Origin of the sequence: Bacillus sp. MYb56, assembly GCF_002976445.1 — a bacterium.
Taxonomy (GTDB): Bacteria; Bacillota; Bacilli; order Bacillales; family Bacillaceae_G; genus Bacillus_A; species Bacillus_A mycoides.
Genome location: NZ_PCOH01000005.1, coordinates 144,241 through 162,833, shown reverse-complemented (window position 1 = coordinate 162,833; position 18,593 = coordinate 144,241). Strand labels below are relative to the sequence as shown.

Genomic DNA, 18,593 nt, shown 5'->3' with positions numbered 1-18,593 from the left:
CGTTAGCTACCCTTCATAAACATGTTTTACACTGCTGACTGTAAAGAAGAAACAAGTTGATTTAAAAACTCATCTCTACTCATAATTGCTTTCCCACCGCCACGAGCACTCTTTTTATTTCCTCCGCCTTTTCCTTCAATAGAAGGGAGGGCATCTTTTAAAAGTGTATTCATATCGAGTGTCACTGCTTTACCACAAGCAAGAATACATTGTAATTTGTCCTCATTTTCAATAACGAAGTATGTAATTGCGTGTTCTTGTTGTTCTGTAATAATGGCAGCTAGTTTTGCGACTTCTTGCATAGAGCGATTTGTAAATGCTCGAGAGATAAGTGTTCCAGCATGTATTTCTTCCGATTGTTGTAATAGTTCATTTGCTTCTACAAATAATAGTTTTTCATTCATTGCTTGTATTGCCTTTTCGTTTTCTTTTTGAGAGGTAAGAAGTTGTGCTACTTTTGCTGGAATATCAGTTTCGCTACTGTTCAATTGCTTAGAAACATCGGTTAATATTTGTTGATGTTGTCCCATTAATTTAAGAGAACGCCAACCAGCTATAAATGTTAAGCGTATACCACCTTTATTGCGCTCCCATCCTAGTACTTGAATAGGACCTACTTCACCAGTGTGTTTCGGATGCGTTCCGCCACAGCCGTTGTAATCATAATTTGCGATAATAACAACGCGTATATTTTCTGTCATAGTTGGTTCTTTGCGAAGGGGTAATGCTTTGGCCTCTTCTAAGTTCATCCATTTAATACGAATAGGGTGGTTTTCAAAAACAATTTGATTAGCAATTTGTGCGGCCTTCTCAACAGTTTCTGTAGAAAGATTGGCAGTTTCTAAATCAATGGTTATAGTTTCTTTTCCAAGATGGAACCCGATCGTCGGTATGTTAAAGTGATCCCAAAAAGCAGCGGATAAAATGTGCTGAGCCGTATGTTGTTGCATATGGTCAAAACGGCGCTCCCAATCTATTTTACCCTCTACTTCTTCTGTATGTAATTGTTCTATTATGAAATGACGAATTTCTCCATTTACTTCTTCAACGTTACTTACCGGAATACCATTTAAAGTTCCAGTGTCATGTGGTTGTCCGCCGCCTGTTGGATAAAATGCAGTTTCATTTAAGACAACATATAAGTTTCCTTCTGTATCATGCTCTTGTTTTATAACTTTAGTAGTAAAGTCTTTCTTATAAGCGTCGATGTAATATAATTTTTTCTCCAATTTTCTTTCCCCTTTCGTGTTAGCTAGTTTCATTGTAAAGCAATTGAAATTAGTTTCCTAATATTTCAGAAGAAAGAAACTTTTTTTAGAATTTTCTTGCTATAATAAGAAGAAAATGCGGGGGGGAATGAAAATGCCATATGAAAACGGCGTAGATAAGTTGCTTAGTTTAAGCAGAAATATTTCCGAATTATATCGAGAATTAAATGAGATGACCCGGATTTTAACGGATTGTAATCGAGAAAGTGTGAAATTTGATCGGTTATATGTAAAGGAGTTACTTTGGAAAAAAGAAGATGTCATAGAGAAGTATGAACAATTACTCGTCCAGCTTTGTATTAATGAATGCTTTGATTTAAAAAGTGTAATTACTGGCGAATATAAGTATACATATGAAGAAGTAGAAAGCATTGTTTTAGAATTTAATGAAAAGTATAATGTAGCTATTTTGATTAAAGATGTTTGTAAAGAACTACAGTTTACATACGGAATTGATATGGAAATAACGAGAACAGCTCGGGTATAAACATCTCAAGTATAGAAAAAGGAAAAAGAAAGCAGATCCTTTGCTTTCTTTTTTTATGTAAGAAAAGGGAGAGTAGGTTTAAAGATGAAGGGGAAGTTACAAAATATTCATCCACTTGGAATGAGTATCATTATAGGGACATTATTTGCTAGGTTTGCAACTTCAATGAGCATTCCTTTTTTAGCGATTTATTTAACGACTGTTAAAGACGTATCGGCTGGAATGACCGGTGCTATCATTGGAACGAGTGCGCTTGTTGGAGTGTTAGCTAGTTTTATTGGAGGCAATTTATCGGATCGATTTGGTCGAAAGATGATTATAATATGGTCCATGATTGTTTGGGTGTTTGTATTTATAGGATTTTCAGTTGCAGATCATGTTTTGAGTTTCTTTCTATTAAACGCTTTGAATGGATTATGTCGTTCTTTTTTTGAACCGACATCAAGAGCTTTATTATCAGATTTAACGAAACCAGAGTATCGTTTACTCGTATATAATTTGCGTTACGGTGCAATAAATGTTGGAGTAGCGATGGGTCCACTTGTTGGATTACAGATTGGAAGTGCAAAATCAACGATTCCTTTTTTAGTAGCCGCTGGAGTGTACATTTTATATACAGTTATATTAGCGTTTCAATTTAAGAAATATCCACTTGATAATAAGAAAGTAACTACAGAAAATCCGGTCACAATGTTAAGTGCGGTTCGGATTTTGCGAAAAGACATAGTATTTTTAGTTGCTTTAGTCGGAATCATTTTGAGTAATAGTGGTTTTTCACATTTAACGACGACACTATCTCAATATTTTGCAAACGCACATATATTTCAAGATGGAGTAAAGTTGTTCTCATATATGCTAACTTTAAATGCGGTTACAGTAGTAGTTATTCAATACCCTGTTATTCAAATGTGTAAAAAATATACGCCGTTAGCATCTATTATGGTTGGAACGTTATTTGTGAGCGGGGGATTGTTTGGATTTGGACTAGTAGAATCTATGTTAGGGGCTGCTATATGTACAATTATTTTTACATTCGGAGAAGTATTAATGTTTTCAATGACAGATGTATTTATTGATGAGATAGCTGTTTCACATTTGAAAGGGACATATTTTGGAGCTATGGGCTTTTCAGGAATTGGAGTAGTAATTGGTCCTTGGTTTGGCGGGATACTTCTCGATCATTATGGATATCAAAATGGCTTTATAGTATTTTTAATATTAGCTATATTTTCAAGCATAGCGTTCCCAGTTCTTTTAGTGACAAAAGGTTTAATGAAAAAAAGATATATTAGAAATTCTAAAATAGAAATACATGCGAAATAACATAAGCCCCAGCAAACTAAAAGGTTGCTGGGGCTTATGTTTGTATTTATATTAATCGTTAATTCGAAAAAAGACTTTCTCTTCATGCGTGTTGGCAACTTCATTTTTGGAAATATGAATGGCTAAATATCCATTCTCTAAGCAGGCTAGCATCTTCTTATAAATAATATTAGCAGGTAAAGGAATTATCCGCTGTAAAGAATTATTTTTATGAAGTATGCAAATGTTTAGGCCTGTCTCCATCTTTTTAATGAGTACATCTTGTTCAGTTACATTTAGTACATCTGTTTCCAAAATGTATTCTTGTTCTGTTTCACAAAGGTCAATATGAATTTGATTTGGAAAACTAAAGTTACTATAAGAATCGGAACAAAATTGATCCATCCATTCTTCGAAACCATCAACATGAAAAAGACAATCCTTCTTTTTCTTGCCCATGAAAGACACCCTCCGTAAAATCTCAATTCATACTATATTATGCATGAATGAAATAGAGGTGAAGAACAAATAGAAAAATATAAACATTTTATGTGAAAGATACAGTGTGTGTGAATACTTTTGCTTTACATATCATGATGTGCATGATTTTTTTGACGTGAATGATTACGGTTTTTAACTTTATGAGATCCACTTAAAGGCTCGGGCTGTCCAGAAGATTGCCCTTTTTTCTCGTTTTGACGATTAGATTGATTCTTGTTTTTACCCATTGTATTTTACACCTCCTCTCCCTATTTAGAATGAGAGAAGTTTGCGAATTTATACGAGAATGTTTTTTGAGAAATGGGTAAAGATAAGTAGGACTAACTCATATAGGAAGGGGAAAGTGTTATGCCATATCATAAAGATAAGCAACAGGCTTTTCAGGCCGCGCAGCAAGGGGTTGTTCAAGCGGAAAATATATTCAATAATATTGTGAAAAATGACCCGAATTACGGCCATGATTTAAAAGAGTTACGCCAAGAAGTGCAAGAGGCGTACGAACAGATTCAAAATGCACTTGAAGTAGCATCAGAAACGCAGCGTCCACAACTTGAGCAATATGAAAGTAATCTCCAAAATATTATGCGAAATGTAGATCAAATAGAAAAGTGAAAAAGGTTGTTGTGAATTCAACAACCTCATTACTTTTAGTGCTACTATGCTGAAACGAAAAATTATTCTATCAATTTTTTCTTTAATTTGTGCAGTACATATATTTCAAGTGGACAAAGTGGAAGCTAAAATGTTGTTAAGAAAAGAGCTAGAGCCAACTGGCTATGTAACATGGGAAGTGCCAAATAATGAAAAAATTATCGCAATTACATTTGATGATGGACCGGACCCAACTTATACACCGCAAGTATTAGAGTTATTACGTCAATATAAAGCGGAAGCGACTTTTTTTATGATTGGCTTTCGAGTTCAGCGTAATCCGTACTTAGTAAAGCAAGTGTTGAAAGAAGGGCATGAAATCGGAAATCATACGATGAATCATTTGTATGCGAGTAATTCATCAGATGAAAAATTAGAACATGATATTTTAAATGGAAAGAAATATTTTGAAAAATGGGTGAAAGAACCTTTATTGTTCCGTCCGCCAGGTGGATATATTAATGATGCTGTATTTACTACGGCAAAAAAAGCTGGGTATCAAATTGTTCTATGGTCATGGCATCAAGACCCTCGTGATTGGGCGAATCCAGGTACAGAATCCATAGTAAATCATGTTGTGAAAAATGCTAAAAGTGGAGATATTGTACTGTTGCACGATGGAGGAAGTGATCGTAGTCAAACAGTGGCGGCATTAGCAAAAATTTTACCTGAACTGAAAAAGCAGGGTTATCGATTTGTAACAGTTTCGGAGTTGTTACGTTATAAACATTAGAGAAAATCCCAAAAGGTATACCTTTTGGGATTTTTCGTTACTGATTCTTTTTTCGTTTCTTATTATTTTGTCGCTCTGCCGGAGTTAAAGGTTCATTTGCGAACTCTTCATTATAGCCAGTTCCTTGCCCTTGGGCGGATGCAGCATTCATTCCTGAAATAATATGATTGGCTTTTCTTTTACCCATTTTTCTCACCTCTATAATGTTTTTTATAGACGAACCATGAGTCGTTCATAGCATATATGAACGTAAAGTAAAACGCTGAAAGAGTGCTTTACTTTATAGTAATAGTATTAATAAAGAGCATGGACACTATTCAAATTTAGAAAGATAAAGAAAACTTATGATAATCCATAAGTTTCTTATTATTTACTTATTTAGAAAGTTGTAATAAGATATTATCGTAAGGTATTGAAAAGTTTGTCTACATTTTATATTCAGACAAATTAGTCACGTTTAACAGGGGGGAAACATAATGGTCAAACATAATCCATTTCAATCACGTGCAACTTTTGAACTAGATGGAAAGACGTATCATTATTATCAATTGAAAGCGCTTGAAAACGCAGGGGTTGGCAACGTATCTCAATTACCATATTCCGTGAAAGTTTTACTTGAATCTGTACTTCGTCAAGTAGACGGACGCGTAATTACAGAAGAACATGTTACAAATTTAGCGAAATGGGGAACGAAAGATGTTCAAGATATCGATGTTCCGTTTAAACCATCTCGCGTAATCTTACAAGACTTCACAGGTGTTCCAGCTGTTGTAGATTTGGCTTCGCTTCGTAAAGCAATGGCAGATATGGGCGGAGATCCTGATAAAATTAATCCGGAAATTACTGTAGACCTTGTAATTGACCACTCTGTACAGGTTGATAGAGCGGGTACAGCGGACTCGCTTGCATTCAACATGGACTTAGAGTTTAAACGTAATGAAGAACGTTATAAATTTTTAAGCTGGGCACAGAAATCATTTGATAACTACCGTGCAGTTCCACCAGCAACAGGTATTGTACACCAAGTAAATCTTGAATATTTAGCACCGGTTGTTCATGCGGTGAAAAATGCTGAAGGTGACTTAGTTGCATACCCAGATTCATTAGTTGGAACTGACTCACATACAACAATGATTAATGGTATTGGTGTTCTTGGATGGGGCGTTGGTGGTATTGAAGCAGAAGCAGGAATGCTTGGACAGCCTTCATATTTCCCAGTACCTGAAGTAATCGGTGTGAAATTAACTGGTACACTTCCAAGTGGTACAACAGCAACTGACGTTGCATTAAAAGTAACACAAGTGTTACGTCAAAAAGGTGTAGTTGGTAAATTTGTTGAGTTCTTCGGTAATGGACTAAAGAGCATGCCTTTAGCTGACCGTGCAACAATTTCAAATATGGCACCAGAATACGGTGCAACTTGTGGATTCTTCCCAATCGACGATATTTCATTAGAATACTTACGTTTAACAGGTAGAGATGAAGAGCAAATTCGCGTTGTTGAAGAATATTGTAAAGCAAATGGCTTATTCTATACAGCAGACAGTAAAGATCCAATTTATACTGATCTTGTTGAAATTGATTTAAATACAATTGAATCTAATCTTTCTGGACCGAAACGTCCGCAAGATTTAATCCCACTTTCAAATATGAAAGAGGAGTTCCATAAAGCTGTTGTAGCACCAGTTGGAACACAAGGGCTTGGATTCAATGAGCAAGAGTTTGATAAAGAAGTGAAAGTTACATTGAAAGATCAAGAAGTAACGATGAAAACAGGTGGAATTGCAATCGCTGCAATTACAAGCTGTACAAATACGTCAAATCCGTACGTGTTAATTGGAGCAGGGTTAGTTGCGAAGAAAGCAATTGAAAAAGGACTTAAAGTACCTGGTTACGTAAAAACATCGTTAGCACCAGGATCTAAAGTTGTTACAGAGTACTTAGATAAGTCTGGTTTAACAACGTATTTAGATCAATTAGGTTTCCAAACAGTTGGTTACGGCTGTACGACTTGTATCGGTAACTCTGGTCCATTAGCAGAGGAATTAGAAGAAGCAATCGCAGCAAATGATTTATTAGTAACATCTGTTTTATCTGGTAACCGTAACTTTGAAGGTCGTATTCACCCACTTGTAAAGGCAAACTACTTAGCATCACCACCACTTGTTGTGGCATATGCACTTGCAGGTACTGTTGATATTGACCTGAAAAATGATGAAATCGGTAAAGATGTAAATGGTAATGCTGTTTACTTTAATGATATTTGGCCATCAGCTAAAGAAATTGAAGATGTAGTTCAAAGTGTTGTTACATCTGAATTGTTCAAAAAAGAATATGCACAAGTATTTAACAGCAATGAGCGCTGGAATGAAATCCAAACTTCAAATGAAGCTTTATATACTTGGGATAATGATTCAACATACATTCAAAACCCACCGTTCTTCGAAGGATTATCTAAAGAGCCAGGTGAAGTTGAAACGTTATCAGGCTTACGCATAGTTGGTAAATTTGGTGATTCTGTAACGACAGACCACATTTCACCAGCAGGTTCAATTGGTAAGCACACGCCAGCTGGACGTTATTTACTAGAAAACGGCGTACAACCAGTCGACTTTAACTCTTACGGTTCTCGTCGTGGTAACCATGAAGTTATGATGCGTGGTACATTTGCAAACATCCGTATTAAAAACCAAATCGCACCAGGAACAGAAGGCGGATATACAACATATTGGCCAACTGGTGAAGTAACATCTATCTATGATGCTGCGATGAAATATAAAGAAGATGGCACAGGCCTTCTAGTTGTTGCTGGTAAAGACTACGGTATGGGAAGTTCTCGTGACTGGGCTGCGAAAGGTACAAACTTATTAGGTATTAAAGCAGTAATCGCAGAAAGCTTCGAGCGTATTCACCGCAGTAACTTAGTATTAATGGGCGTATTACCATTACAATTTAAAGATGGCGACAGTGCTGAAACATTAGGACTTGTTGGTGACGAGTCATTTGAAATTCAAATTGACAAAACGGTTAGACCACGCGATCTTGTAAAAGTAGTTGCAATCGATGCAGAAGGAAAAGAGAAGCAATTTGAAGTAGTAGCTCGTTTCGATAGTGAAGTTGAAATTGACTACTACCGTCACGGTGGTATCTTGCAAATGGTTCTTCGTTCGAAAATCGAAGAGTCTAAAGTGTCAAACTAAATAATTGAAATGAATGATAAGGAAGCTAACATTTGTTAGCTTCCTTACTTTATGTACAGAGGGAAAGGGATGAAACCATTTGGTTTCATCCCTTTCCTTTTATTATGCAAAATTGGGGGAATGACAATGAATGAGTATAGAAGAATAATGTTGCCGCTGTTGCAAGAAAAGCTATTGCTAATTAGTGCGATTTGTAGCGGAATAGTAGCTGCCATTTTAAATTTATCCCGTCCGCTATTTATGGGGCTAATTGTAGATAACATTATTCAGCGGGAGTTAAAAGGTACGTATGTATATATTGCTTTGTTTGCGGGGAGTCGCTTTTTGATGTGGGTGAACAATCTGTTATTTGATTATGTAAGCTCAAAAGTAAGTCAGCGAATATTACGAGAGAAGCGTATAGATGTATTACGTCATTTTTTCTTATTACCGTTTGAAGAAAGTGAGAAGGTAAAACAAGGGGAGTTAGAAACATTAGTCGTTTCTAATATTCCGAATTGGGTAAGGTTATATGGATCTATATTAATAGAATACATCCACGCCATTGCACAATTTATTGGTGCATTCATAGCTCTACAACATATCGATGTACAGTTCATATGGTGGATAACCCCGTTTTTATTTTTAAGTGCAATTGTTCCAATGCTTATGGGGGGAAAAGTAAGAAATATTGCAAGTATTGCTCAAAAAAATCAATCAAGTGTTGTAGAGATGATGTCACAGTTTGTAAAAGGTATGCAAGATTTACGTAGTTTACAAAAAGAAAAATGGGCAATTCATTTGTTTAAAGGAGTGACGGCACAATCTTATAAAACAGAAGTAAGGAAGACGATGATACAACATTGTATTGGGATAGTTGGAACGGTAATAGAAACAGGAGCATATATTGTTGTTCTTATTATAGGAGCAAAAAAAATAATAAAAGGGGATATGGAAGTCGGTTCGCTTGTGGCGGTATTAGCTACAATTGAGATGCTATTTTTTCCTGTTCGTTATGCAAGTGATTTATTAATGATGACACAAGTTGCTATTGCTTCGGCAAATCGAGTTTTTTGTTTTTTAAATATAGGAGCTGAATACAGAAATGTAGAGAGAGCGATGGGAATGAGATTAACAAATGTTTCATTTCAAGAGAACGTCGAAGAGAGATGTAGAATTAAAAATATTCATTTGCAAATTAATCCTGGTGAACTCGTCATTATTGTAGGAGAAAGTGGTGCAGGAAAAACAACGCTTTTAAAATTAATAACGGGTGTGTATAAACCATCTAACGGTAGCATTGTTTATTATGGTAATGGGGCTCGTATGACTACAGTGTGGCAAGAACCTCGTTTCTTTCGGACGACAATAAAAGAGAATATGTATTTCGGTGAAGAGTATTTAGAAAACCAGTTAGCAAAAAATATTGAACTTGTAAATGTGAAGCCGATTATTAGGGATTTACCTGAAGGGATTCAAACTGTACTACATAAAAGCGGTGAAGAGTTTTCGGGAGGAGAGAGAAAACGTCTTGCGTTATTGCGAGCGATTGTATCAAATCCGAATCTCATTATTCTAGATGAACCGACTGCGGGATTAGATCTGAGCAATCAAGAAGTGGTTTGGAATATGCTTAAAGGGCTAGGGGGGAATGTAACGAGAATTGTGACGACACATGATGTTGAGAGGGCGATGATAGCGGATCGAGTTGTGGTCATGAAGAATGGAATTGTTGTGGAATGCGGGGATCCTAGAGAATTATTAGCGTGTAAGTCATTGTTTAAAGAGATGCTAATAAAAAGATAAGAGCTATATAGCGCTCTTATCTTTATTCACTCTTATTAAGTTGATACGTATAAGACTCAGTATCGTTAGTGCTAAACTCTTTGACTAGAGTAAGTTGATTTGTATCCGGATTATATTTGAAAATTTTGACCGTACGTTCGCTACTTAGTGATGGATTATATTCTTGAATAGCAAATGTATTTTCAGCAATCTGTGTCATATTACTGGTTGAAACGTTTTCTACGGCATCATGATTTGTAGAAATTTCAACAACTCTTTCACCGTTGAAAAATAAAAGAACGATTACTAAAACAACTAAACATAGTCGTATATAGCGAAGTTCTTTACTTATAGGATGTTCTCCCAAAATAATCATCCTTTCTATAATTATTGTATAGTAGTAGTGGTGGTGATAGTCATTGTGAAGAAAGTAAGAATACCGAGGCCGGCTAAAAGGATAAATGAGATTAAAGCGATAAAGAGACAAATACGTCCAACTTGCTTTTTTTCAGGATCTTTACTGAAGAGCGAGATGATCCAAGTGATAATCCCGATTGGGGAAAATATAAAACTAAGAATATATAATAGTATTTTTTTAAATAAATTCATAAAAATCCCCCTTTTTGAAAGTGCTACATGTGCAATTTTCTTCGTATTAGCGCTGCCGTTATGTAGGAAAGTACAGAATAAACAGAACTATAAACAATCCAAGCGTCTAAGTTTTGTAAAGCTAGGTGTATATTAAATTTAGAGACGATAATGAAAAATATAAGTGGAACAGTAAAAGAAATAATAATTACAGCCCATTTGAATTTGTATAGTAAGGCGCTAAAAAAATACATAGTAACGGTAAAGTGAAGAAAACAAAAGTAAAAGGGTTGATAAGTAATTGTAAAATACATATCACCTCGCAAGTTTTGTATTTATTTCTAATTATATGATAAAAAGGGAAATATTTCATCTGCACTATAAATATTCTAACTATTTCGACTGTGAATATTTCCAAGCTTGTCCGTATAAGCTAAAATAAGGTATATAGCATTTTGGTGATTATGTAATAAAAAGATAAACACGTAAGGGTGATATAATATGTGGCGGAAGCTTACCATTATTGTAGTGTTACTTTGTTTAGCGGGATATGCAGCTTATGAACAGTTTGGTAAAGAGGATCAAGTAATGCAAGAAAAGCCTGCCAAAAGTGAAGCTGCTATGAAAGAGATTTTCGCAAGGAACGGTATTGAAATTGGAAAGAGCGCACCAGATTTTGAATTAGCAAAGATAGATGGAACGAATGTAAAGTTATCCGATTTAAAAGGAAAGAAAGTTATTTTAAACTTTTGGGCAACGTGGTGTGGGCCTTGTCAGCAAGAAATGCCTGATATGGAGGCCTTTTATAAAGAACATAAAGAAAACGTAGAAATTTTAGCTATAAACTATACTCCTTCAGAAAAAGGAGGGGGAGAAGAAAAGGTAAGGAACTTCGCTAAAGAAAAAGGAATTACTTTTCCTATTTTATTGGACAAGAACATTGATGTGACAACAGCGTATAAAGTAATTACCATTCCAACTTCTTATTTTATTGATACAGAAGGTGTTATTCAAGATAAGTTTATTGGACCGATGACGCAAAAAGAGATGGAGAAACGGATTGCTAAATTAAAATAACGGTGAAAAGGTGGAGATGGAATATAATCATTTCTGCCTTTTCTTTTTCAAGTAGTGAAAGCTTCGTGATATGATAAAAGAAATATAAATGTTTAGAGATAAAGGAGTGTCTGGAGTGGGGAATGTATCCTTACCGTTAGATTATGTTGTAATTGATTTTGAAACAACAGGATTTAACCCTTATAATGATAAAATTATTCAAGTTGCAGCAGTGAAATATTGTAATCATGAACTAGTAGATCAATTTGTATCGTATGTGAATCCAGAGCGTCCAATTCCGAGCCGAATTACGAGTTTAACAGGTATTACGAATTATCGTGTTTCAGACGCACCAACAATTGCAGAAGTATTGCCTTTGTTTTTGGCATTTCTAGATACAAATATTATCGTGGCACATAATGCTTCTTTTGATATGCGTTTTTTAAAGAGTAATGTAAATATGCTTGGACTACCTGAGCCTAAAAATAACGTTATTGATACTGTGTTTTTAGCGAAAAAATATATGAAGCATGCGCCTAATCACAAACTTGAAACGTTAAAACGAATGCTTGGAATTCGCTTAAGTTCTCATAATGCATTTGACGACTGTATTACGTGTGCGGCTGTTTATCAAAAATGTGCAGCCGTTGAAGAAGAAGGAAAAAGAAAAGCGAATAAGGAAGTACTTGATGAAACAGCGGTATTTGAAGCGGTAAAAGAAATGCTTGTACGAAATAAACGTGATATTGAGTGGATTCGTTGTATGAATGTTGGGAGTTATTTAGATATAAAAGCTTTTTACCCAATTATAAGGTTAAAGGTCAAAGGGCGAAAGAAATATGTGTTAACAGAAAAAATGGAAGACGATGTAAGAGAAATTTGTACGAGCTTAACATACGAGGCAGCATTGAAAAGTGAGATTGGCAACACGAGAATTATGATTGACAGTGTAGAGGACATTTTGAAGCTAGAGAGCTACATTGTAGCAGAATACGATTCTGTATTACGAGCGCTGGATGAATATAGAGCAAATAAAGTAAATGCGGATGAAGAAATTAAAAAATATTTAAATACGATGGTGTAAAAAATCCCATGTGCAATATATGCGCATGGGATTTTTTATCAAAACATAAAATTTTCTTGCAAATCTGATTAAAGAGTTTTTCATTTGCTCATACTATGTAATAAGAAAGCGTAGAAGAAAGGGTGAGCAACATGAGAAGAAGTCGCCGTAGATCGTTTGAAGAACTTGTAAATGAAAATAAACAACAATTATTAAGCGATCGTGATGCAATGGATCGAATTGAAAAACGAATTGAAAAACGTTATGAAATGAAACTTTTTAAGCAGGCTGAATAATTCTTAACACTAGTACGATACTAGTGTTAAGGAGGCGATAGTAATGGGTAATCCGAAAAAGAATTCAAAAGACTTTGCACCAAATCAAATTGGAACACAATCGAAAAAAGCTGGTGGCAATAAAGGGAAGCAAATGCAAGACCAAACTGGCAAACAACCAATTGTTGATAACGGTTAAAAAAGGAGAATGTCATCATTCTCCTTTTTGTGTGTTTGGATAATATTATAAAACTATTTAATAAGCTGACTTTCGTCAGCCTTTTTTCGTAATTGTAAAGTTTTCAACGAGTAAACGCCAATTTTGTGGGAATGGTAGACCAATCTTCCAGTAACTAATACCACCAATGCCTTGTTCTTTCATTAAATTGAATTTACTTTGAATAGACCTCGAATCTTCAAACCAAACCTCGTGTTGTACGCCGTTTTCATCAAAGTAATTAAAATGTGGAGCTTGGGCTGTGAAATCATAGCGGATAGGAACATTGTATTTACGAGCAAGTGCAACAGCTGCGACAGAGCTAACTGCTTTTGCGGGTGGATTCCCTTGTTTGAAAGGAAGTTTCCAATCAAATCCATATAAATTTTGCCCCATCATAATTTTTTGTGGGGGCATTTGAGATTTTGCATATTGAAGTACTTCTTTTACAGGACCAATAGGGGAAATCGCCATCGGTGGTCCACCTTGCCAACCCCAGTCGTATGTCATAATGACGACGAAATCAACAATTTGTCCTTGTGCTTTATAATCGTGAGCCTCAAAAAATTTCCCTTTTTGATTTGAGCTCGTTTTCGGTACAAGTGTTGTACTTAATGTGTACCCGCTAGGTAAGCGTGTTTTCACATTTCGTAAAAAACGATTATACGCTTCGCGATCTTCAGGTGCCACACTCTCGAAATCGAAATGAATGTCTCGCATGCCATATTTTTCAGCTGTTTGCAAAATGTTAGTAATAAACTTGTTTTGAATTGTTGCATCGCGTAAAATAACCGAGGTCAGATCGGCACTGAAATTTCCATTTTCAATATTTGTAATAACGAGCATAGGAATGGTGTTACCTTGCGTTGCGATATTAGCGATTTTCGCTGTTTCCGTCGGTTCTTTTAAAGTGCCGTCTCTTTTTGCTTCAAAGCTGAAGTAGGCTAAATATGTTAAAAATGGATTAATAGCACGTGTAGCATTTACTAAACTTTCTTTTATCGGTATTGTTGAAGGCTGTAAATAAGCAATGGATTCTACTGCTCGTTTTGTTCCTTTCGGTATATATAATTGCTGTCCGACATGGAGAATAGATTTTAATGAAAGGTTATTAACTTTAGCTAAACTGGCGAGAGGGACGTTATACGTTTGAGAAATTCGATAAAGGCTGTCACCTGGCTGTACATAATAATTATTGCCTTTTGTATTAACGATAAGTGCCTGACCAACAACGAGTGTTTCAGCTGGATTTAGTCCATTGTCTTTTACAATTTCTTCAGGTGTAGATCCGTACTTTGATGCTAAACCATAAACACTATCACCGCTACGAACAGTTACAATTTGGATCATGTGCTTGCCCCTTTCGGTAAAAGATTCACTGTTTTTATTTTATTTTTGATTCCACTGTATTATGATTAAATGTATGCAAGGTAGCAGAAGTGAAAGAAGGCGAATAGAAATGTTTGTAGCAGAACATGAAGTTGAAATCCGCTATGCGGAAACAGACCAGATGGGTGTTGTTTACCATTCAAACTATTTAGTGTGGCTGGAACTTGGGCGCACTAAACTTATACAAGAATTAGGATTTTCATATGTTGAAATGGAGAAAGAGGGAATTATTTCTCCTGTATTAGACTTGCAAATTTCATATCGTAAAGCGATGCGTTACGGAGAAAAAGCTATTGTGAAAACGTGGGTTGATACTGTGAGCCCGCTCCGCGTTGTATATGGATATGAAATTTATAATGGTGATGGCGAACTTTGTATTACTGCAAGCACGACGAATATTTGTGCGAAAAAAGAAGGGTTCCGCCCTGTATCATTTAAAAAATTATATCCTGAGTGGTATGCGAAATATGAGGAAATTAAAAAGAAATAAAGTGAAACTTTAATCAGTGGGGGTCTTACTACCCGCAAATAGCGGGATAAAAAAAGCGTGGCAGAAGCCACGCTTTTTTATTTTTCATAATTAAATTGAGGGAAATCATCACCGTCGTTAAGTGTAACTAATAAATTATGTCCATCGAAGAACCACTCATCATCGCCTTCAATAAAGAAGTTAATACCTTCTTCTTGAGTTTGAACAGCAGGGTGCGCAGGGTCATCTTTACGAATACCTAAAGAAAGTCCTTTTTGCACAGTACTGCAACCGCCGTATTGTACGAAAAGGCGTATTGTTTCACCCGATTGTAAGTTTAATTCGTTTTTATACCATTGTGCTGCTTCTTTTGTTACGGAAAGATTCATGTATAGTTCCTCCAAGTTATGTTGCTTTTTCTTTTAGTATAAAAAATAACGCAAAAAGACGCTATTAATATGCTTCACGTTTTCTTTTTGCGTTATGTGGGTTACGATCTTATTTTTGCTTTTTTGAAAAGTTTGCTTTTGGTTCAGTTTTATTTATAATTCTTCCGATATTTGCACGGTGTTTATAAATAACCATACCTGCTAATAAACACATCGCAATAATGAAGATTTTATCCCCGCTAACAATGGATGCAATAACAGCAACGACAGCTGTTATCATAGAAGAAAGTGATACGTATCTTGTTGTAAATAAAAGGCTGAAAAAGACAACAGCTAATATTGCAAAAACAACTGGTGAATAGCATAATAGCACCCCAGCAGAAGTTGCAACTGCTTTCCCCCCGCGGAATTTTGCGAAGATCGGATAGACATGTCCAAGAACAGCGGCTAATCCAAACCATAGTGGGTGAATATCTGACCCGAAAATAATCGGTAGACCTGTTGCTAATGTACCTTTTAAAATGTCAGCAATTGTTACGATAAAACCTGCTTTTTTCCCTAATGTACGGAATGTATTTGTTCCGCCTAGATTACCGCTTCCATGCTCACGAATGTCGATTCCATAACCAATTTTTCCAACGACTAATGCAAATGGAATCGAACCGAGTAGATAGGCAACGATAAATAAAAGATATGTAATAACCATGAGTTCAGTCTCCTTTATACAAATGTGTTGATAAAGGGTAAAAAGAGTTTTTCCCATTTATTGTACCATACATTTGTAAAGAGCACATTTCTTTTTTATAAATGAAAAAGTCATTAATTTTTAAAAAAACTTTCACAGGAATGTTACATTTTTCACAGGAACAGAAGAACTATATGTTGTATGATTTTAATCAAAAGACAACAACATGTTGGTGGAGGGTTATGAATGTTGAAACAAAATGTACGTGGAGAAGAATTAATGAAAGTATTTGAGACAATTATCCACGGTAATGAACAAGATTTAATGCAGGAAAATGCAAATGTAGATGGTCGATCTCCAATGGGAGTAATGGGAACGTTCGCATCTGAGAGCGCAAAGTATTATGCAATAGAAAAATTATTATCAGATCAAGTGAAAAAAGCGATAGATCAAAATATATTATATCCACATGATCTAGATTTTTATGCAACAGGAACGACGACTTGTTCGCAAATTCCGTTAGCGCAAATGCTAGCTAACGGTTTTCATACTGGACATGGACATATGAGACAACCGCAAGACATTAAAAGTGCGTTGGCGCTTTCTTCAATTATTTTTCAGGCGAATCAAAATATGCAGCACGGTGGTCAATCGTTTGCACTCTTTGATATTGATTTAGCTCCATATGTGAGAAAAACAGTAAAGAGACATAAAAAACGACTACAGTCATATCCGCTTACGAAAGAACAAATAGAGGAATTTGCATGGAAAGAGACAGAAAATGATACGTATCAGGCGTGTGAGGCTTTCGTTCATAATTCAAATAGTATGCATAGTAGGGGCGGGGGACAAGTACCATTTATTTCTATTAACTACGGAACAGACACATCGAAAGAGGGAAGACTTTTAATTAAGCAACTTTTAAAAGCGACGCAAGCTGGACTTGGTAAAGGGGAAACACCGATTTTTCCTATTCAAATTTTCAAAATGAAAAAAGGCGTGAACTTTGAAGAGTGTGATCCGAACTATGATTTATTTGAATTAGCGTTAGAAACGACCGCTGAGCGATTATTCCCTAACTTTTCGTTTTTAGATGCTCCGTTTAATGCTGTGCATTATGATGGTCGACCTGAAAGTGAAGTATGTTATATGGGGTGCCGTACTCGTGTTATGTCTAATATACATGGGGAAGAAACAGCAATTGGAAGAGGGAATTTATCGTTTACTTCTATTAATTTAGTGAAATTAGCGCTAATTAGTGGTTCAAAAGAAGCGTTTTTTGAAGCGCTAAGTTATTATTTAGATTTAGGCGTTAAGCAATTATTAGAGAGATTTGCTTATCAATGTACAAAGAGAGCAAGAGATTTTCAGTTCTTATATTCACAAGGTGTATGGCGTGGTGGAGAGACGTTACAACCTGAAGATGCTGTGGCACCGATTTTAAAACAAGGGACGTTAAGTCTTGGTTTTATCGGTCTTGCAGAATGTTTAGTAGCGTTAACTGGAAAGCATCATGGAGAAAATGAAGAATCGTGGAAGCTTGGATATGAAATTATTTCCTTTATGAGAGAGAGAATGGATAAGGCGATGGAAGAACATCAACTCAATTTCTCTGTAATTGCAACGCCAGCAGAAGGGTTATCAGGAAAGTTTGTGAAAAAAGATAGAGAAGAATTTGGTGAGATTAGCGGTATAACGAACCATAATTACTATACGAATTCATTCCATATTCCAGTTTATTATAACATTCAAGCGATAAATAAAATTCGTTTAGAAGGACCTTTCCATGCCCTATGTAACGGGGGACATATTACGTATATTGAACTAGACGGAGCAGCTATGCATAACAAAAAGGCATTAAAGCAAATTGTGCAAGCGATGGCAGAGAATGGCGTTGGGTACGGTTCAATTAACCATCCTGTTGATCGTTGTAAGTGCTGTAGTTATCATGGCATTATCGGGAATGAATGTCCGAGTTGTGGGAATGAAGATGAGAATGAAATAGAAAGAATTCGCCGCATAACAGGATATCTTGTTGGAGATATGTCAAAGTGGAATAGCGCGAAACGTAGTGAAGAGATGGATCGGGTGAAGCATAAATGAAAGTTATGAATATCATTCATGATAGTGTAGTAGATGGAGAAGGATTGCGGACAGTCGTGTTTTTTGCGGGCTGTCCGCATCGTTGTATCGGTTGCCATAATCCGAAATCATGGAATGTTTGCAATGGAACTGAAATGACGGTAGAAGAAATTGTGAAAGAGATTGAAAAAAATTCATTAACCGATGTAACATTTTCAGGCGGAGATCCATTTTTTCAAGCTGCTGAAGTGAAAAAAGTAGCAAAAGCAGTGAAGGATTTGAGAAAAAATCTATGGATTTATACAGGTTACAGGTTAGAAGAGATACAGAGTGCTCAAAATAATGATATGATAGAATTGTTACATTATGGGGATGTTTTGGTCGATGGAAGATTTGAACTTGATAAAAAAGATTTAACACTTCCATTTCGCGGAAGCTCCAATCAACGTATTATTCGATTGAAAGAGTAAAAAG

Annotated in this window: 22 protein-coding genes; 13 read left to right on the top strand and 9 right to left on the bottom strand. The window is 35.7% G+C overall.

All coding sequences use genetic code 11. The annotated features are described in order from the left end of the window. Window positions 1-26: 26 nt before the first annotated feature. Window positions 27-1,229, bottom strand: a complete 1,203-nt coding sequence (locus tag CQ058_RS09000) for a serine-tRNA(Ala) deacylase AlaX (RefSeq protein ID WP_002192726.1) — start codon at window positions 1,227-1,229, stop codon at window positions 27-29. 133 nt (window positions 1,230-1,362) lie between these two features. On the opposite strand from CQ058_RS09000, the gene CQ058_RS08995 reads away from it, so the two are divergent. Next, on the top strand, window positions 1,363-1,755 hold the full coding sequence (locus CQ058_RS08995) for a hypothetical protein (protein ID WP_002137716.1): 393 nt from the start codon (window positions 1,363-1,365) through the stop codon (window positions 1,753-1,755). An 84-nt stretch (window positions 1,756-1,839) separates the two neighbouring features. Beyond that, on the top strand, window positions 1,840-3,078 hold the full coding sequence (locus CQ058_RS08990; RefSeq protein WP_002192727.1) for an MDR family MFS transporter: 1,239 nt from the start codon (window positions 1,840-1,842) through the stop codon (window positions 3,076-3,078). A gap of 51 nt (window positions 3,079-3,129) precedes the next feature. On the opposite strand, the gene CQ058_RS08985 is transcribed toward CQ058_RS08990, so the two are convergent. Both CQ058_RS08985 and CQ058_RS08980 read right to left on the bottom strand, forming a co-directional pair. Beyond that, a complete protein-coding gene (locus tag CQ058_RS08985; protein WP_002066632.1) occupies window positions 3,130-3,516 on the bottom strand; it encodes an Hsp20/alpha crystallin family protein in 387 nt (128 codons plus the stop codon). Window positions 3,517-3,641: 125 nt separating this feature from the next. Beyond that, entirely contained in the window at window positions 3,642-3,785 is a 144-nt protein-coding gene (locus CQ058_RS08980) for a small acid-soluble spore protein P (protein WP_002128508.1), read from the bottom strand. A gap of 121 nt (window positions 3,786-3,906) precedes the next feature. Between CQ058_RS08980 and CQ058_RS08975 the strand changes: the two genes are divergently transcribed. Further along, window positions 3,907-4,170: a hypothetical protein gene (locus CQ058_RS08975; protein ID WP_002014282.1), complete on the top strand. Its 264-nt coding sequence runs from the start codon at window positions 3,907-3,909 to the stop codon at window positions 4,168-4,170. Window positions 4,171-4,216: 46 nt separating this feature from the next. Then, the gene (gene pdaB / locus CQ058_RS08970; RefSeq protein ID WP_002066634.1) at window positions 4,217-4,942 is read left to right on the top strand and encodes a polysaccharide deacetylase family sporulation protein PdaB; all 726 of its coding nucleotides are present in this window, start codon (window positions 4,217-4,219) and stop codon (window positions 4,940-4,942) included. A 37-nt stretch (window positions 4,943-4,979) separates the two neighbouring features. On the opposite strand, the gene sspO is transcribed toward pdaB, so the two are convergent. Continuing rightward, window positions 4,980-5,129: a small acid-soluble spore protein O gene (gene sspO, locus CQ058_RS08965; protein ID WP_002033549.1), complete on the bottom strand. Its 150-nt coding sequence runs from the start codon at window positions 5,127-5,129 to the stop codon at window positions 4,980-4,982. 289 nt (window positions 5,130-5,418) lie between these two features. Here sspO and acnA point away from each other — a divergent pair, with 289 nt between their 5' ends. Both acnA and CQ058_RS08955 read left to right on the top strand, forming a co-directional pair. Then, window positions 5,419-8,142, top strand: coding sequence for an aconitate hydratase AcnA (gene acnA / locus CQ058_RS08960; RefSeq protein WP_002014285.1), 2,724 nt, complete (start codon window positions 5,419-5,421; stop codon window positions 8,140-8,142). Between the two features lie 69 nt (window positions 8,143-8,211). Further along, complete coding sequence (locus tag CQ058_RS08955; RefSeq protein ID WP_002190378.1) at window positions 8,212-9,927, top strand: ABC transporter ATP-binding protein; 1,716 nt, start codon at window positions 8,212-8,214, stop codon at window positions 9,925-9,927. Window positions 9,928-9,949: 22 nt separating this feature from the next. Here the strand turns inward: CQ058_RS08955 and CQ058_RS08950 are convergent, their stop codons facing one another. Then, window positions 9,950-10,282 carry a YmzC family protein gene (locus tag CQ058_RS08950; protein WP_080019310.1) on the bottom strand — a complete coding sequence of 111 codons (333 nt, stop codon included), beginning with the start codon at window positions 10,280-10,282 and terminating at the stop codon, window positions 9,950-9,952. Window positions 10,283-10,293: 11 nt separating this feature from the next. Beyond that, window positions 10,294-10,515 carry a hypothetical protein gene (locus CQ058_RS08945; protein WP_002190376.1) on the bottom strand — a complete coding sequence of 74 codons (222 nt, stop codon included), beginning with the start codon at window positions 10,513-10,515 and terminating at the stop codon, window positions 10,294-10,296. A 480-nt stretch (window positions 10,516-10,995) separates the two neighbouring features. Between CQ058_RS08945 and CQ058_RS08935 the strand changes: the two genes are divergently transcribed. The 4 genes from CQ058_RS08935 (at window position 10,996) to sspN (ending at window position 13,087) form a co-directional block, all read left to right on the top strand. Next, entirely contained in the window at window positions 10,996-11,571 is a 576-nt protein-coding gene (locus CQ058_RS08935) for a TlpA family protein disulfide reductase (RefSeq protein WP_002190375.1), read from the top strand. Window positions 11,572-11,686: 115 nt separating this feature from the next. Next, complete coding sequence (locus CQ058_RS08930; RefSeq protein WP_002190374.1) at window positions 11,687-12,634, top strand: 3'-5' exonuclease; 948 nt, start codon at window positions 11,687-11,689, stop codon at window positions 12,632-12,634. Between the two features lie 131 nt (window positions 12,635-12,765). After that, on the top strand, window positions 12,766-12,909 hold the full coding sequence (locus tag CQ058_RS08925; RefSeq protein ID WP_002014298.1) for an FbpB family small basic protein: 144 nt from the start codon (window positions 12,766-12,768) through the stop codon (window positions 12,907-12,909). Between the two features lie 43 nt (window positions 12,910-12,952). Beyond that, the gene (gene sspN / locus CQ058_RS08920) at window positions 12,953-13,087 is read left to right on the top strand and encodes an acid-soluble spore protein SspN (protein WP_000527988.1); all 135 of its coding nucleotides are present in this window, start codon (window positions 12,953-12,955) and stop codon (window positions 13,085-13,087) included. Between the two features lie 75 nt (window positions 13,088-13,162). Here sspN and CQ058_RS08915 read toward each other — a convergent pair whose 3' ends face one another. Further along, window positions 13,163-14,455: a glycoside hydrolase family 18 protein gene (locus CQ058_RS08915; RefSeq protein ID WP_002066644.1), complete on the bottom strand. Its 1,293-nt coding sequence runs from the start codon at window positions 14,453-14,455 to the stop codon at window positions 13,163-13,165. A gap of 109 nt (window positions 14,456-14,564) precedes the next feature. Here CQ058_RS08915 and CQ058_RS08910 point away from each other — a divergent pair, with 109 nt between their 5' ends. Next, window positions 14,565-14,984, top strand: coding sequence for an acyl-CoA thioesterase (locus CQ058_RS08910; protein WP_002128497.1), 420 nt, complete (start codon window positions 14,565-14,567; stop codon window positions 14,982-14,984). Window positions 14,985-15,061: 77 nt separating this feature from the next. Here the strand turns inward: CQ058_RS08910 and CQ058_RS08905 are convergent, their stop codons facing one another. Together CQ058_RS08905 and plsY are read right to left on the bottom strand one after the other, a co-directional pair. Beyond that, window positions 15,062-15,352 carry a HesB/YadR/YfhF family protein gene (locus CQ058_RS08905; protein WP_002033558.1) on the bottom strand — a complete coding sequence of 97 codons (291 nt, stop codon included), beginning with the start codon at window positions 15,350-15,352 and terminating at the stop codon, window positions 15,062-15,064. 109 nt (window positions 15,353-15,461) lie between these two features. Continuing rightward, window positions 15,462-16,058, bottom strand: coding sequence for a glycerol-3-phosphate 1-O-acyltransferase PlsY (gene plsY, locus CQ058_RS08900; RefSeq protein ID WP_002014306.1), 597 nt, complete (start codon window positions 16,056-16,058; stop codon window positions 15,462-15,464). A gap of 225 nt (window positions 16,059-16,283) precedes the next feature. On the opposite strand from plsY, the gene CQ058_RS08895 reads away from it, so the two are divergent. Both CQ058_RS08895 and nrdG read left to right on the top strand, forming a co-directional pair. Beyond that, window positions 16,284-18,140 carry an anaerobic ribonucleoside triphosphate reductase gene (locus tag CQ058_RS08895; RefSeq protein WP_002190371.1) on the top strand — a complete coding sequence of 619 codons (1,857 nt, stop codon included), beginning with the start codon at window positions 16,284-16,286 and terminating at the stop codon, window positions 18,138-18,140. After that, on the top strand, window positions 18,137-18,589 hold the full coding sequence (gene nrdG / locus CQ058_RS08890; protein ID WP_002128495.1) for an anaerobic ribonucleoside-triphosphate reductase activating protein: 453 nt from the start codon (window positions 18,137-18,139) through the stop codon (window positions 18,587-18,589). The genes CQ058_RS08895 and nrdG overlap by 4 nt, the downstream gene beginning before the upstream one ends. Window positions 18,590-18,593: the final 4 nt, after the last annotated feature.

Excerpts from the sequence above, each read along its gene's own strand:
- CQ058_RS08995 (WP_002137716.1), top strand. The coding sequence starts at position 1,363 with ATGCCATATGAAAACGGCGTAGATAAGTTGCTTAGTTTAAGCAGAAAT.
- CQ058_RS08990 (WP_002192727.1), top strand. The coding sequence starts at position 1,840 with ATGAAGGGGAAGTTACAAAATATTCATCCACTTGGAATGAGTATCATT.
- CQ058_RS08985 (WP_002066632.1), bottom strand. The coding sequence starts at position 3,516 with ATGGGCAAGAAAAAGAAGGATTGTCTTTTTCATGTTGATGGTTTCGAA.
- CQ058_RS08980 (WP_002128508.1), bottom strand. The coding sequence starts at position 3,785 with ATGGGTAAAAACAAGAATCAATCTAATCGTCAAAACGAGAAAAAAGGG.
- CQ058_RS08975 (WP_002014282.1), top strand. The coding sequence starts at position 3,907 with ATGCCATATCATAAAGATAAGCAACAGGCTTTTCAGGCCGCGCAGCAA.
- pdaB (WP_002066634.1), top strand. The coding sequence starts at position 4,217 with ATGCTGAAACGAAAAATTATTCTATCAATTTTTTCTTTAATTTGTGCA.
- sspO (WP_002033549.1), bottom strand. The coding sequence starts at position 5,129 with ATGGGTAAAAGAAAAGCCAATCATATTATTTCAGGAATGAATGCTGCA.
- acnA (WP_002014285.1), top strand. The coding sequence starts at position 5,419 with ATGGTCAAACATAATCCATTTCAATCACGTGCAACTTTTGAACTAGAT.
- CQ058_RS08955 (WP_002190378.1), top strand. The coding sequence starts at position 8,212 with ATGAAACCATTTGGTTTCATCCCTTTCCTTTTATTATGCAAAATTGGG.
- CQ058_RS08950 (WP_080019310.1), bottom strand. The coding sequence starts at position 10,282 with ATGATTATTTTGGGAGAACATCCTATAAGTAAAGAACTTCGCTATATA.
- CQ058_RS08945 (WP_002190376.1), bottom strand. The coding sequence starts at position 10,515 with ATGAATTTATTTAAAAAAATACTATTATATATTCTTAGTTTTATATTT.
- CQ058_RS08935 (WP_002190375.1), top strand. The coding sequence starts at position 10,996 with ATGTGGCGGAAGCTTACCATTATTGTAGTGTTACTTTGTTTAGCGGGA.
- CQ058_RS08925 (WP_002014298.1), top strand. The coding sequence starts at position 12,766 with ATGAGAAGAAGTCGCCGTAGATCGTTTGAAGAACTTGTAAATGAAAAT.
- sspN (WP_000527988.1), top strand. The coding sequence starts at position 12,953 with ATGGGTAATCCGAAAAAGAATTCAAAAGACTTTGCACCAAATCAAATT.
- CQ058_RS08915 (WP_002066644.1), bottom strand. The coding sequence starts at position 14,455 with ATGATCCAAATTGTAACTGTTCGTAGCGGTGATAGTGTTTATGGTTTA.
- CQ058_RS08910 (WP_002128497.1), top strand. The coding sequence starts at position 14,565 with ATGTTTGTAGCAGAACATGAAGTTGAAATCCGCTATGCGGAAACAGAC.
- CQ058_RS08905 (WP_002033558.1), bottom strand. The coding sequence starts at position 15,352 with ATGAATCTTTCCGTAACAAAAGAAGCAGCACAATGGTATAAAAACGAA.
- plsY (WP_002014306.1), bottom strand. The coding sequence starts at position 16,058 with ATGGTTATTACATATCTTTTATTTATCGTTGCCTATCTACTCGGTTCG.
- CQ058_RS08895 (WP_002190371.1), top strand. The coding sequence starts at position 16,284 with ATGTTGAAACAAAATGTACGTGGAGAAGAATTAATGAAAGTATTTGAG.
- nrdG (WP_002128495.1), top strand. The coding sequence starts at position 18,137 with ATGAAAGTTATGAATATCATTCATGATAGTGTAGTAGATGGAGAAGGA.